General features: G+C 58.4%; 13 protein-coding genes. 7 read left to right on the forward strand and 6 right to left on the reverse strand.

Annotation, left to right across the window (positions count from 1 at the left end; genetic code table 11):
- Positions 1-3 precede the first annotated feature (3 nt).
- The 6 genes from wrbA to CPY64_RS03730 form a co-directional block, all read right to left on the reverse strand.
- The gene (wrbA, locus tag CPY64_RS03705) at positions 4-603 is read right to left on the reverse strand and encodes an NAD(P)H:quinone oxidoreductase (protein ID WP_009457766.1); all 600 of its coding nucleotides are present in this window, start codon (positions 601-603) and stop codon (positions 4-6) included.
- A 179-nt stretch (positions 604-782) separates the two neighbouring features.
- Positions 783-1,190: a PaaI family thioesterase gene (locus CPY64_RS03710; RefSeq protein ID WP_026484264.1), complete on the reverse strand. Its 408-nt coding sequence runs from the start codon at positions 1,188-1,190 to the stop codon at positions 783-785.
- A gap of 6 nt (positions 1,191-1,196) precedes the next feature.
- Positions 1,197-1,511, reverse strand: a complete 315-nt coding sequence (locus CPY64_RS03715; RefSeq protein WP_042484061.1) for an I78 family peptidase inhibitor — start codon at positions 1,509-1,511, stop codon at positions 1,197-1,199.
- A 58-nt stretch (positions 1,512-1,569) separates the two neighbouring features.
- The gene (locus CPY64_RS03720; protein WP_042484065.1) at positions 1,570-2,187 is read right to left on the reverse strand and encodes a DNA-3-methyladenine glycosylase; all 618 of its coding nucleotides are present in this window, start codon (positions 2,185-2,187) and stop codon (positions 1,570-1,572) included.
- The gene (locus CPY64_RS03725) at positions 2,180-3,217 is read right to left on the reverse strand and encodes an adenosine deaminase (RefSeq protein WP_042484070.1); all 1,038 of its coding nucleotides are present in this window, start codon (positions 3,215-3,217) and stop codon (positions 2,180-2,182) included. Before CPY64_RS03725 ends, CPY64_RS03720 begins: the two co-directional genes overlap by 8 nt.
- A gap of 58 nt (positions 3,218-3,275) precedes the next feature.
- Entirely contained in the window at positions 3,276-3,656 is a 381-nt protein-coding gene (locus CPY64_RS03730; RefSeq protein ID WP_042484071.1) for a DUF423 domain-containing protein, read from the reverse strand.
- A 92-nt stretch (positions 3,657-3,748) separates the two neighbouring features.
- Between CPY64_RS03730 and CPY64_RS03735 the strand changes: the two genes are divergently transcribed.
- From CPY64_RS03735 to CPY64_RS03765, 7 genes are all read left to right on the forward strand, one after another.
- Positions 3,749-4,753, forward strand: a complete 1,005-nt coding sequence (locus CPY64_RS03735; protein WP_035275091.1) for a magnesium and cobalt transport protein CorA — start codon at positions 3,749-3,751, stop codon at positions 4,751-4,753.
- A gap of 41 nt (positions 4,754-4,794) precedes the next feature.
- Positions 4,795-6,396, forward strand: a complete 1,602-nt coding sequence (locus CPY64_RS03740) for an acyl-CoA dehydrogenase family protein (protein WP_042484074.1) — start codon at positions 4,795-4,797, stop codon at positions 6,394-6,396.
- A gap of 102 nt (positions 6,397-6,498) precedes the next feature.
- On the forward strand, positions 6,499-7,071 hold the full coding sequence (locus tag CPY64_RS03745; RefSeq protein WP_226791328.1) for a thermonuclease family protein: 573 nt from the start codon (positions 6,499-6,501) through the stop codon (positions 7,069-7,071).
- Positions 7,065-9,251, forward strand: coding sequence for an ABC transporter substrate-binding protein (locus tag CPY64_RS03750; RefSeq protein ID WP_042484077.1), 2,187 nt, complete (start codon positions 7,065-7,067; stop codon positions 9,249-9,251). Before CPY64_RS03745 ends, CPY64_RS03750 begins: the two co-directional genes overlap by 7 nt.
- The gene (locus CPY64_RS03755; protein WP_042484081.1) at positions 9,251-10,228 is read left to right on the forward strand and encodes an ABC transporter permease; all 978 of its coding nucleotides are present in this window, start codon (positions 9,251-9,253) and stop codon (positions 10,226-10,228) included. Before CPY64_RS03750 ends, CPY64_RS03755 begins: the two co-directional genes overlap by 1 nt.
- Positions 10,229-10,235: 7 nt before the next feature.
- Positions 10,236-11,690 (forward strand): ABC transporter permease, encoded by a 1,455-nt coding sequence (locus CPY64_RS03760; protein ID WP_042484084.1) that lies wholly within the window; start codon positions 10,236-10,238, stop codon positions 11,688-11,690.
- Entirely contained in the window at positions 11,687-13,372 is a 1,686-nt protein-coding gene (locus CPY64_RS03765) for an ABC transporter ATP-binding protein (RefSeq protein ID WP_042484088.1), read from the forward strand. Before CPY64_RS03760 ends, CPY64_RS03765 begins: the two co-directional genes overlap by 4 nt.
- Positions 13,373-13,397 lie beyond the last annotated feature (25 nt).

Genomic DNA, 13,397 nt, shown 5'->3' on the forward strand with positions numbered 1-13,397 from the left:
GTTTTAGCCTTTCAGCTTGATTGCAATTTCAGCGATGTGACGGCCCTGGTAGCGGGCGCCGTCCAGCTCGTTCTGGCTGGGCTGACGTGAACCGTCGCCACCGGCAATGGTGGATGCGCCGTAGGGGCTGCCGCCAGTGACTTCGTTCAGCAGGGTCTGGCCCGCAAAGCTGTAGGGCAGGCCCACCACGATCATGCCAAAGTGCATCAGGTTATGAATAATGGACAGCAGCGTCAGCTCCTGCCCGCCGTGTTGGGTGGCGGTAGAGGTAAAGGCACCGCCTACCTTGCCATTGAGTGCGCCGCGCGCCCACAGGCCACCGGCCTGATCCAGAAAACTGGCCATTTGCGAGCTGATGCGCCCGAAACGGGTGCCGGTGCCGACAATGATGGCGTCGTAGTTTTCCAGGTCGCCAATAGTGGCGACCGGGGCGGCCTGATCCAGCTTGAAATTCGCTTTCTGGGCCACGGCTTCCGGGACCAGTTCGGGGACACGCTTGATGTCCACCGTCGCGCCAGCGCTTTGTGCACCTTCGGCAACCGCTTGGGCCATTTTTTCTACGTGGCCATAGGCGGAGTAATAGAGAACCAGGACTTTTGCCATTTGAACTTCTCCAGAAAAGCGATCAACAAGGAATCGGACGGGGCAGCGGCCCCAGGACCATACCGGGGCTCACCTGCTATGACGATGATAGTCGTGCCAAGCCCGCTATGCCAAACCCTTGGACGGATTGTTTTGTGTCAGAGTCTGTCTTGCAAAGCGGGCGGGGGTTTTGGGCGGAATCAGCCCGGCAGGAGCGCGTAGGTGGTGGTGGCGTGGGCCGCCAGTCGACCTTGCTCGTCCAGCAGCTTGATGTCGCCAAAGACCATGCTTTTGCCACGTTTCAGCACCTGGGCGTGCACCAGCACATCTCCCTGGCTGACCGGGCGGACAAAGCTGGTGTTCAGCGAAACCGTGGTCATGGGGCGAAATTCCCCCAGGCTTTGACTGACGGCCAGCACCATGGCGGTATCGGCTGCCGCCATATACACCTGACCGCAGACCACACCGGCCACGTGTGTCAATTGATCCGAAAAAGGCAGGCGGAGAACCACGCCGTCTTCGTTCAGATTTTCTACGCGCAGCTTCAACGCTTGGACCCAGGGGGCGAACAGCGTGTCCAGCAAGTGTTGGCTTTGTTCGTGAGTCATCAGGGATCAGCCGCAGTAAACGGAGGTGATTTTGTTCTGCTCGTCCACGCGAATGTTCAAACGGGTGGGGTCATAGTCGGTGGTGTACATGCGGTCCGGAGCCAGGACGCGAGCTTTGGCTGCACCGGCCTGTTTGACCAGACGCTCAACCTGGCTTTGGCTGGCGGTTTGACCGGCTGGATTCAAGGCGTCCGCATTGCACAGACCACCAGAGGAGTCGCTGAACGAAGAGGTCGAGCCTGTTTGTGCGCTATTACCCGTGGCCGTGCAAGCAGCGAGCAAAACGGCGGGAAGTACGCTAAGTAGTACGGAGAGTCGCATGGGAAATCCTTAAAAACAGCTGGGAAGCATTCAGCTTGAAGGATTAATAATACCTGTTCTAGGCGGGGCGTTTAAGGCCTTTGGCACTGCGTTTTGTGGTGGTTTTGCCCGGCTTGACCGATACCTCCGGATGCTGGGCAATCGAGTAGCGCAAGGGGGCCTGGGCCCAGAGGCCGGCATAGTCCACACCGATGCGCGGGCCGACCAGGATTTGCTCTGGCGGCAGGGCGGGGGCGTCCAGCAGATGCAAGCTTGGGCCGCAGGCATCCGCGCCGTTATAGCTCTTGTCGATACCCAGTCCCTTGCACAGACGGCCGGGGCCGGACAGGGAGGGGCCATCAACGGGTGACTTCCATTGCGCGGCCCGCAGCAAGACGGCCGTTCCGTCACCTTCCACGCCGCTGACGATATTCATGCAGTGATGCAGGCCGTAAATCAAATACACATAGGCGTAACCTGCCGGGCCAAACATCAGCCGTGTGCGCTCGGTAATACCGCGACGGCTGTGGGCAGCCTGATCCTGGGGACCCAGATAAGCCTCGGTTTCCACAATGGTGGCGCAGCGCTCCCCGCGTTCGTCATTCAAAACCAGGGTTTTGCCCAGCAATTCCAGGGCCACGTAACGCGGATCACGGGCAAAGAACGTTCTTGGCAGTTGCAGCGTGGACTTAGTCATTGCCGGGGATGTGCTCCAGCTTGTTCAGCCAGACCTGTTTGTGTTCCTTGGGTAAAAAGGAAGAGCGCAGGCTGTTGGCTGCCAGGGTACGCAAGTCGGCTTCCTGCAGATTCAGGGCCTGGGCGGTTTGCATATAGTTGTCCAGCAGATAGCCGCCAAAATAGGCCGGGTCATCCGAGTTCACGCAAACATTCAGGCCGCGATCCAGCAAATGCTTCAGATTGTGCTGGTGCAGGCTGTCAAACACCTTGAGCTTGATGTTGGACAGGGGACAGACTGTCAAGGAAATGGCGTGGTCGGCCAAATACTGCATCAGGGCCGGATCGTCCTGGCTGCGCACGCCATGGTCGATGCGCTCCACTTTCAGAAGCTGCAGGGCATCGCGTACATAGCTGGCCGGGCCCTCTTCACCGGCATGGGCGACCAGCCGGAAACCCAGCTCTCGGCAACGGGCATAGACTTTTTCGAACTTGGCGGGCGGGTTGCCCTTTTCCGAGGAGTCCAGGCCAATCGCAATCCACAGGTCGGCATACTGATTGCGCGAGGGCAGGGCGGCCTCCAGAGTGGCAAAAGCGTCGGCTTCGCTCAGGTGTCGCAGGAAGCTCAGAATCAGATAGCTGCTGATCCCCAGTTCGGACTTGGCCTGGCGAGCGGCACGGGCAATTCCGGCAAATACGGTTTCCATGGCGATCCCGCGTGCCGTGTGTGTTTGCGGGTCAAACATGATTTCCGTATGCACAATGCCATCGGCCTGGGCGCGCAGAAAGTAGGCCCAGGTCATGTCAAAGAAATCCTGCTCGGTAATCAGGACACCGGCTCCGGCGTAATACAGGTCCAGAAAGGACTGCAAGTCGGTGAACTGATAGGCGGCGTGCAGGCTGGCCTGATCGGGATAGGGCAGCGTAATGTGATTGCGCTGGGCCAGCTTGAAGATCAAGTCCGGTTCCAGCGTGCCTTCAATATGAAGATGCAGTTCGGCCTTGGGCAGTTGGCGGGTAAATTCGCGTAAAGAAAAAGCGGAATCAGACACGGAGCGCTCCTGGTAGGCAGACTATGCGCCCCATTATACGAAGGCAATAGCTCTGGGGTCAGTTGTCCTTGCCACGCAAGGCGGCAATCGCCAGAAAGAGCCAGGCCAGAATCATGGCCACCCCGCCAATGGGGGTGATTGCGCCCAGCCATTTCACGCCGCTCAGCACCAGAATGTACAGGCTGCCGCTAAAAATCAGGACGCCAGCCAGCATCAGAATCGCACTGCGAGACTGCCAGGCCGCATTCAGTTGGGGGCCCAAAGCGGCGATCAGCAGCAGGCCCAGACCATGCAGCAATTGATACAGCACGGCCGTGTGCCAGGTCGCCAAGGCTGACGCATCAACCATGGAGCGCAGTGCGTGGGCACCAAACGCACCCAGGCCTACGCCCAGCGCCATAATCAGTGTGCCCAGGCACAGGATGGATCGTGATTTCATGTCTTTCCTTGCAAGTCGCTGCACTCGCAGCGCGGAGGGAGGCCAGTGCTATTATCGAACAAAAAAATTGGCTTTGTCTGCAAGGAGGCAGCATGCAAGAAATAGCTCCGGTCGCCCCTGATGCACAAGACGTTGTGGTGGCCGCGTATCGCTATCAGTCTGGCCAGCCTGCTCAGGCCTTGGATATTCACCACCTGCCTGCACACAACCCCTTGAAGGACGGCTTTATCTGGATTGGTTTGAAAGACCCCAGCGAAGCAACTTTGCGCGAAGTGGGGGCGCAGCTGGGCCTGCCCGACAATGCGGTTGAAGAATTGATTGCTCCCCATCGCCGTCCCAAATTGCTGGAGTTCAGCAATTGCCTGATTGTGGTGGCGGTGACTCTGGGCCTGAAAGATCTGCGCCCGCTTTTTGGTACTACGCAGATTCTGATTGCCCATGGTTTGTTGCTGACAGTACGGCGCGGTTCCAACAGCAGCTATCTGGAGTTGCGTTCCCGTCTGGAAAGCACACCAGCCTTGCTGGAACGGGGCAGTGATTTTGTGGCCTCGGAATTGCTGGATCTGATTGTGGACCAGTACCAGACCTGTCTGGAGCAAACCGAAAAGGCGGTAGAAGCTATTGAACAGCAATTCCTGATTCGGGGCTTCAAGGAAAACGATGTGCGGCGTATTTATCGTTTACGACGCGATTTGCTGCGTGTGTATAACGCGGTGACGCCTTTGGCGGAGCTAAGCCGTCGTTTGTCGCGCATCGAGCTGGCGTATGTGGATGCAGAAAGCCGGGCGTATTTTGGTGAAGTGGCAGACCGCATTGCCCGTACTTCTGAATTTATTAACAGCCTGCGGCAAGCCCTGGCCTTCGCCTTTGAGGGCGGCTTGATGATAGGTCAGATGCAGCAGACGGATACCACCCGCAAGCTGGCGGCCTGGGCGGCCATTCTGGCTGTGCCGACCGCGGTGGCGGGGATTTACGGCATGAACTTCAAATTCATGCCCGAGCTGGAATGGACGCTGGGCTACCCGCTGGCCTTGGGCCTGATGGGCAGCGTTTGCGGATTTTTGTACTGGAAATTCAAAAAGGCCAAATGGCTCTAGCCTGAAGCAAAGAGCGACAAGGCCGAAATCAAGGAGGCGAGATGGGTCTGGAACAGCAGTTACAGAATCAGGTGCCGGATTTGATGGATGATGATCTGTTTGGCGAAGATCCGGCTTTACAACATTGGCAAAGCAAACTGGCCAGCGACGAGGCCCGGCAAAGTCTGGCGGACTACGGCAAGAAACTGGGCTCTGCCCATTGGCGCGAGCAAGGCGCCTTGGCTAATCGTCAACCTCCGCAATGGCGAGGCTGGTCCGCTCAAGGGCAACGAGTCGATCAGGTGGATTTTCATCCCTCCTGGCATCATTTGATGAGTCTGGGCATGGAGCAGGGCCTGCATATCTGGCCCCATCAGCCCCAGCCCGGTCAGCATTTGCAACGGGCCATGGGTTTTTACCTGCATGGTCAGATCGAGGCGGGCACTTTGTGTCCCTTGACCATGACGCGTGCCGCTGCGCCTTTATTACAGGCTGAGCCGTTTCAGGAATGGGCCGCCAAGCTGGACATCAATCAGTACGACTCTTCTCATCAGTCGATGGCAGAAAAAAGCAGCGTGCTGCTGGGCATGGGCATGACGGAAATGCAGGGCGGCTCGGATCTGCGCGGCTGCACTACCGAAGCCCATCCCGAGGCCCAGGCTTTTCGTCTTTACGGGCACAAATGGTTTTTTTCTGTGCCGCAGGCGGACGGGCATCTGGTATTGGCGCGCGAGCACGAGCAGTTTTCGTGTTTCTTGATGCCGCGCTACACCGAATACGGCTTGAATCGCCGTTATATACGCAGGCTGAAAGATAAATTGGGCAACCGCTCCAACGCCAGTGCCGAAATTGATTTTGACGGTGCGCTGGCCTGGCGCGTGGGCCAAGCCGGTCGTGGTATTGCGCTGCTGGCCGGAATGGCCGCCCGTACCCGTATTGATTGCGTGCTGGGCAGCGCCGCCCTGATGCGACAAGCCTTGGTGCAGTCCCTGCATTACTGTCAGCACCGACGCTGCTTTGGTAAACAATTGATCGAGCAGCCTTTGATGCAGGCGGTACTGCTGGACATGAGCCTGGAAAGCGAAGCCGCCACTCATCTGGCCCTGTTCCTGGTGGATTTGCAGGAGCGGGCCGATGATCCCGTGGCGCAGGCGGTGCTACGCGTGCTGGCCCCGGCTGCCAAGTTCTGGGTATGCCGTCGGGCTATCGCCCTGTGTGCCGAAGCCATGGAAACCTGGGGCGGTAACGGTTATATCGAGGATGGCCCCATGCCGCGCTTGCTGCGCGAAGCCCCCGTCAATTCGATTTGGGAAGGCTCAGGCAATGTAATGTGTCTGGATGTGCAGCGCGCCTTGAGTCAGGAAGGTGTCCTGGAGGCCTTGCAGGCGGATTTGCGTGCCCGTACGGGAGATGATGCGGAACTGGGCCAAGCGGCGCAGGATTTGTTGAGCACAGTTTCCCAGGCCGGAGGCCGTGTCTGGACGCAGAAACTGGCACTTCTCTATCAAGCCTGCTTGATGCGCGAACTAGCTCCCGATGCCGTCGCGGATATGTTTGCAACCCATCGTCTGCAAGAAGGCCCCGCTGCCGTATTCGGGCTGGAAGGTGTGGAGCAGGCTTCCTGGTATTTGCATCGCATCTGGCCCCGCCTGCAGGCGTCTTGACGCAGGCCTGCCTACTAGGGACATTGCTCTGGACAGGCGGTGCGCAGTATCTATAATTTGTTAGCCTAGTTTCTGCTACCCGCCTGGAGTGTTGTCCGCATCATGACTGTGTTTTCCCTGTCCAGCTTTTCTTCTTTGACGCGGCGCACAGCCGTTTGTGCTGGCTTGACGGCTGTGATGGCTGTCTGGGCCTTGCCTGTTCAGGCTCAACACTTCGAGTTGACCGGGCGCGTGGTGCGGGTAGCCGACGGCGATACGCTGACGATTCTGCCCAGCAATAACAAGCAGGTGCGCGTGCGTCTGGCCAGTATTGATGCCCCCGAAACCACCAAAGACAGCCGTCGCCCTGGCCAGCCCTTTGCGGTGGCCTCGCGGCGCTTCTTGTCGGATTTGGTGTCCGGCAAACACTTGACCCTGTCCTGCTATGAGAGCGACCGCCACGGGCGCGCGGTATGTGATGTGCCTTTGGCCGATGGCGAAACCGCCAATCAGAAACTGGTACGGGCCGGAATGGCCATGGCCAATCGTGAAAAACGTGGCCGTTTCCTTCGCGACCCGCGTATTGATCAGCTGGAACGCGAGGCCAAAGAATCCGGTGTAGGCATCTGGTCCGAGCCCAATCCTGTTCCGCCATGGAAATGGCGTTATGACTGCTGGCAGCAAGGGCAATGCTAAGCCCTTTGCGGCGGCTCGGACTGGCTCTGTTGTGCGTCGGATTGGCAGCCTGCTCCAAGCCCGTTAACAGCCCTTATCACGAACACAGTGCAGCAGAAAACACGCTGTACAGCGCGTTCACGACCCGTTCTCCCAATCACCTGGACCCAGCCTTGTCCTACTCCGGTGACGAGACGCCGTTTACCTACTCGATTTACGAGCCACTGTACGGCTATCACTATCTGGACCGGCCTTATCGTCTGATTCCCAAGGCGGCGGCCGAATTGGTAGACCCGGTGTATCTGGATGAGCAGGGCAATCGCTTGCCTGCCGATGTGCCGGGGGAACAAGTAGCCATCAGCCGTTACGATATTCCGATCAAGCAAGGCATTCGCTTTCAGCCGCATCCGGCTTTTGCCTTGGATGAGCAGGGTGAGTTTCGTTATTACCCCATGCGAGCGCCGGATCTGAACGAGGCCTTCAGCATTGCTGACTTCGCCCATACCGGCTCGCGCGAGCTGACGGCTCACGATTACGTTTACGCCTTCAAGCGTCTGGCCAGCCCGCGTTTGGCTTCCCCTGTGCTGGGTGTGATGGCCGAGCATATACGGGGCTTCAAGGAGTTCAGCGAAGAACTGGCCCGTGTCGACAAGCAGGAGCCGCGTCCGCAATGGCTGGATTTACGGCCCTTCACCTTGCCGGGCGTGCGAGCGCTGGATAAACACACCTTGCGCATCGAGGTGAATGGCAAGTATCCGCAGTTCAAGTACTGGCTGGCCATGACTTTTACCGCGCCCATGGCCTGGGAGGCCGAGCGCTTCTACAGCCAGCCGCGCATGGCGCAGCACAATCTGACGCTGGATAGCTGGCCGGTGGGCACGGGTCCGTTCATGCTGACGGAGTCCTTGACCAACCGCCGTCATGTCCTGAGCCGCAACCCCAATTACCGGGGCGAACCCTACCCCTGCGTAGGTGAGCCGGGCGACCAGGAGGCGGGACTGCTGGAGGATTGCGGCAAACCCATGCCTTTCCTGGATAAAGTGGTGTTCTCTTTGGAGAAAGAGAGCGTTCCCTTGATGGGCAAGTTCCTGCAAGGCTATTACGACATTCCGCAGGTGGAGCGGGGCGAATACGGCGTCGCCATGACGGTGGCTGCACAGGACTCGGTAGACAAAGCCAATCTGTATCAAGAGCGTGGCCTGCAATTGCGCACGGCTCCCGAAGCGCAATTGTTTTATATGGGCTTTAACTGGCACGACCCAGTGGTCGGTCAGGGCGACACGCCCGAGCAGTTCGAGAAAAACCGCAAGCTGCGTTTGGCCATCAGCATTGTGTTCGATTGGGAGCAATACGTTTCCATTTTCATGAACGACCAGGGGGAAGCCGCGCATAGTCCTTTGCCGCCCGGCGTACCGGGTTACCAGCCGCTGCCACAAGGCGCCAACCCTTATGTCTACACCAAGGACAATGGCGTGGTGAAACGCCGCAGCCTGGACGAAGCCCGCGATTTGCTGCGACAGGCGGGCTATCCCGATGGACGGGACAGCCGTACCGGCAAGCCCTTGATTCTGTATTACGACTCCATGATGGGCATGGGCTCGGATGCCACGGTTGACTGGATGCGCCGTCAGCTGGCCCAGGTAGGCTTGCAGCTGGAAGTGCGCGCCACCGACTACAACCGCTTTCAGGACAAGATGAAACGCGGCGCGGCACAGCTATTCCTTTGGGGCTGGGTAGCCGACTACCCGGATGCGGAAAACTTCTTCACCTTGCTGTATGGCCCCCAGGCCAAGAAAGATTTTGGGGGTGAAAACGCCGCCAATTACCAAAGCGCCGAGTTTGATCGCCTGTACGAGCAAATGCGTTTTCTGAACGATGGCCCGGACAAACAGGCAGTGGTACAGCAGATGATCCATCTGGTTCAGCACGATGCCCCCTGGATGTTTGGCTATGTGCCCAATGCGGGCGGTGCGTATCAAAGCTGGGTGCGCAATGCCAAGCCGTCCATGATGGTGCGCGACAGCATCCAGTATTACCGTATCGACCCCGAACAGCGTGTGGAGCGCATTGATCGCTGGAACGGCCCTGTCTGGTGGCCCGCCATTCCGCTGGGTTTGCTGGCCTTGATTCTGGTGTGGGTCGTGCGCTCGCAGGCTCAGGCGCGTCGTCGCCACGTGGCTCTGCGCAAGGAGAAAGACTGATGTTTTCCTATATGCTGCGGCGCATTCTGTACGGCGTGCTGATTCTGGTCGGGGTCAATCTGCTGACCTTTGTGCTGTTCTTTGCCGTGAACACGCCCGACGATATGGCCCGCTTGTCCATTGGTGGGCAGCGCGTCAGCCAGACGGCCATTGAAAACTGGAAGGCAGAGCGCGGTTATAACAAGCCGCTGTTTTATAACGCGCAGGCGGAAGGCTCCAAAACCTTTACCGACACGATTTTCTACGAGCGCTCGGTTCCTTTGTTGCGCCTGGATTTTGGTTTGTCTGATCAGGGGCAGGATATTGCCTATCAGATCAAGCAACGTATGGGGCCCAGTCTGGCGCTGGCCTTGCCCACCTTCTTTTTAGGCTTATGGGTGTGCATCAGCTTTGCCTTGCTGATGGTGTTCTTCCGGGGAACCCGACTGGATTTTTCCGCCGTCGTGCTGTGCGTGGTGCTGATGTCCATTTCGGGCTTGTTCTACATCATCGCCGGGCAGTGGCTGTTTGCACGGGTCCTGCGTTGGGTGCCGTTCTCGGGCTGGGTGGAAGGGATGGATAACTGGCGCTTTCTGGTCTTGCCGGTGCTGGTGGGGATTTTGTCGCGAATCGGCGCAGAATCCCGCTTTTACCGCAGCCTGTTCCTGGAAGAGGCCAGCCGTGATTATGTGCGTACGGCGCGCTCCAAGGGGCTGACGGAGTCCACCGTCCTGTTCCGCCACGTTTTGCCCAATGCGCTATTGCCCATTCTGACGGGCACCGTCTCGGCCTTGCCCTTGCTGTTCATGGGCAGCCTGATCTCCGAGTCTTTTTTTGGTATTCCGGGTCTGGGCAGCTTCACCATTGATGCCATCAATGCCCAGGACTTCTCCATTGTGCGTGCCATGGTGTTTTTAGGATCGATGCTTTATATCGCCGGTTTGATTCTGGCCGATATCTCCTACACCTTGGTCGACCCCCGCATTCGTTTCAGTTGAGCCCGCCATGCCACAGTTCGTCTTTCTCTGGACCGATACCTTTGTGCTGGCACTGTTCCTGGCCATGGCGGTCTATACCTGGCGTGTCGTCAAGCGTCCCGCCTTGCGCTCGGCCTGGGCCAGTGTGGCGCGTACGCCATCGGCCATGTGTGCCGCGGTTTTTCTGGTCTTTTTCCTGCTGGTTGGTTTGCTGGACTCCATTCATTATCGGCCGCTTTTGCCTGCAGCTCCCGGGCAGGAAGCCAGCGCACCCAGTTATGCACCTGTGGCCCGTTCAGCCCTTGACGATGTGTTGAAGATGGCAGGTCTGACCGAGGTGGAGAAAACCTATTCAGCTCCCTTGGCCCGTTTTCAGCTGACCAAAGAAAGCATGTTGATTGACGGCAAGCCCGTGCGAGACTTCCCGCGTCTGGTCAATGCCGGGGTTGGCATGGATACGCCCGAGGAACACCAACAGGATATTCTCCAGCTCAGTCTGAAAGGCTTGGTCTGGGGACTTCTGGGCAGCGTGGTGCTGGCTGTCTTGCTGACACTGTGGGGGCGCAAGCAGTCCATGGAGCCGGGCTGGGGCGCGGCCTGGCGGTACTGGTGGCAGGGGCAGGGTTTAGTGAGTTGGCGCTTGGTGTGGTTCAGTGCCTGCGTGCTGGTGATCGTGCTATGCCTGGTTGTGAGTCTTAGCGCGAATTACTACGTGCTGGGCACCGACCGCACGGGTAACGACATCATCTGGCAAGCCTTGAAAAGCGTGCGCACCGCTTTGGTGATTGGCACCTTGACCACCTTCGCCATGCTGCCGCCTGCCATCATTCTGGGCTTGGCTGCCGGCTACTTCCGCGGCTGGGTAGATGATGTCATTCAATACATTTACACCACGCTGACCTCCATCCCTGGCGTGCTGCTGATCGCCGCTTGCGTGTTGATGATGCAGGTCTATATCGACACCCATCCCGACAGCTTCGACACCGTGGCTGCTCGCGCCGATCTGCGTTTGTTCATGCTGTGTCTGATTCTGGGCCTGACCGGCTGGGCGGGCCTGTGTCGTCTGCTACGTGCCGAGGTGCTGAAACTGCGCGAGCTGGATTATGTTCAGGCTGCCCAAGCATTTGGCGTCAGCCATTTGCGCATCATGTTCCGCCACCTGCTGCCTAACGTCATGCACATTGTGCTGATCACCCTGATTCTGGAGTTCTCCGGTCTGGTGCTGTATGAGGCCGTGCTGTCTTATCTGGGCATTGGTGTGGACCCCAGCATGCCCTCTTTTGGACGCATGATTGATGCCGCCCGCAGCGAATTGTCCCGCGATCCGATTATCTGGTGGGGCTTGGCTGGGGCCTTTGTGATGATGTTGGGGCTGGTTCTCTCAGCGAACATTTTTGCCGATGCGGTGCAAACAGCCTTTGATCCTCGCACCCGCCGCTTCAAGGCTTTGCGAGTACGTCGCACAGGAGGAGCCAAGGTATGAGTGAGCTTGAAAATGTCTCCGCCGTGAAGCCCTCCGCCACGCCTGCCGTGCTGAATATCGAGGGTCTGGAACTGCGTGTGCAGTCCGATGCGGGTGTGCAAAGTGTGGTGCGCAATCTGTCTTTGGCCGTGCAGCGCGGTGAAACCTTTGCTTTGGTGGGGGAGTCCGGCTGCGGCAAAAGCATGACAGCCATGGCGATCCTGCGCCTCTTGCCCGAAGCTGCCTGGATGCAGTCCGGACAAATTGCCTTGGACGGGCTGGAATTGCCGCCTTTGCCTGAACAACAAATGCAGGATGTGCGCGGTAAACGCATCAGCGTGATTTTTCAGGAGCCGTCTACCAGCCTGAATCCGGTCATGTCCATTGGCCGGCAGATCAGTGAGGTGATTCGTCGTCATGCTGTGGTCCCTGCCGGGCAGGAGAGGGCAACGGCCATAAAATGGCTGGAGCGTGTCGGCATTCCCGGCGCCGCCCAGCGCTACGACGATTTTCCACTCCAGTTCTCCGGCGGCCAGAAGCAACGCATCATGATTGCGATTGCCCTGGCGGCAGAGCCCGATTTGCTGGTGGCTGACGAGCCAACCACCGCGCTGGATGTGACGGTTCAGGCGCAGATCTTGCAGCTGCTGGCCGATATACAGAAAGAGATGGGCCTGGCTATCTTGCTGATTACGCATGATTTGCTGCTGGTAAAGCAGTACGCCGACTATGTGGCCTTGATGCGGCACGGCCAAATTGTGGAAGCTGGGCTGGCCAGTCAGTTCTTTCTGCGCCCCAGCCATCCGTATGCCCGTGAATTGCTGGATGCCATTCCCACTTTTGAAAAGCGCGGACGCCCTTTGTCCCGCGCCATTGCGCCTATCGAAGCCGTAGCTCCACGCAGGAACGGCAAAGAGCTGGTGCTGGATATTCAGGGCTTGTCCGTTTCCTATAAGCAGGCTGGCTCCTGGTGGCGACGCCTGCCCGTGATTCCCGTGGTCAAAGACTTGAGCCTGCAACTGCATAAGGGCGAAACCCTGGCTTTGGTCGGTGAGTCGGGCTGCGGTAAAAGCACGGTTGCGCGCACCTTGATGCGCTTGCTGGATCACCAGGCGCAGATCAGTGGTCAGGTGCAGATGCAGGGGCAGAACGTCCTGCAAGTGAAAGGCAAGGCCTTGCGGCAATTGCGCTCACGCTTGCAGATCATTTTTCAGGACCCGTATGGATCGCTGGACCCACGCATGATGGTGGGCGATATCCTCCTGGAAGGTCTGACGGCGCTGCGTCCCGAGCTGGATGCCAAGGCGCGTCGCAAGCGAATTGAAACTTTAGTGGACCAAGTCGGTCTACCCAAGAACGCCCTGGATCGTTACGCGCATGAGTTCTCTGGTGGGCAACGTCAGCGCATCGCCATTGCGCGGGCTTTGGCGGTTGAGCCCGCCGTTCTGATTTGCGACGAACCGACCTCGGCCCTGGACGTGTCCGTGCAGGCGCAGATTCTGGATTTGATGCGCGAATTGCAGATGGAACTGGGTCTGGCTTATTTGTTCATTACCCATAATTTCGGGGTTGTGGAGTATCTGGCCGACCGAATTGCTATCATGGCCAAGGGGCGTATCGTGGAGCAGGGCAGTGCACAGCACGTTCTGTTCCATCCGCAGGAAGAACTGACGCAGCGTTTGCTGGCCGCTGTACCCCGTTAAGTCGCGTCACCTGCCGGACTTGCCA

This window comes from Alcaligenes faecalis, from assembly GCF_002443155.1.
Lineage (GTDB): Bacteria > Pseudomonadota > Gammaproteobacteria > Burkholderiales > Burkholderiaceae_B > Alcaligenes > Alcaligenes faecalis.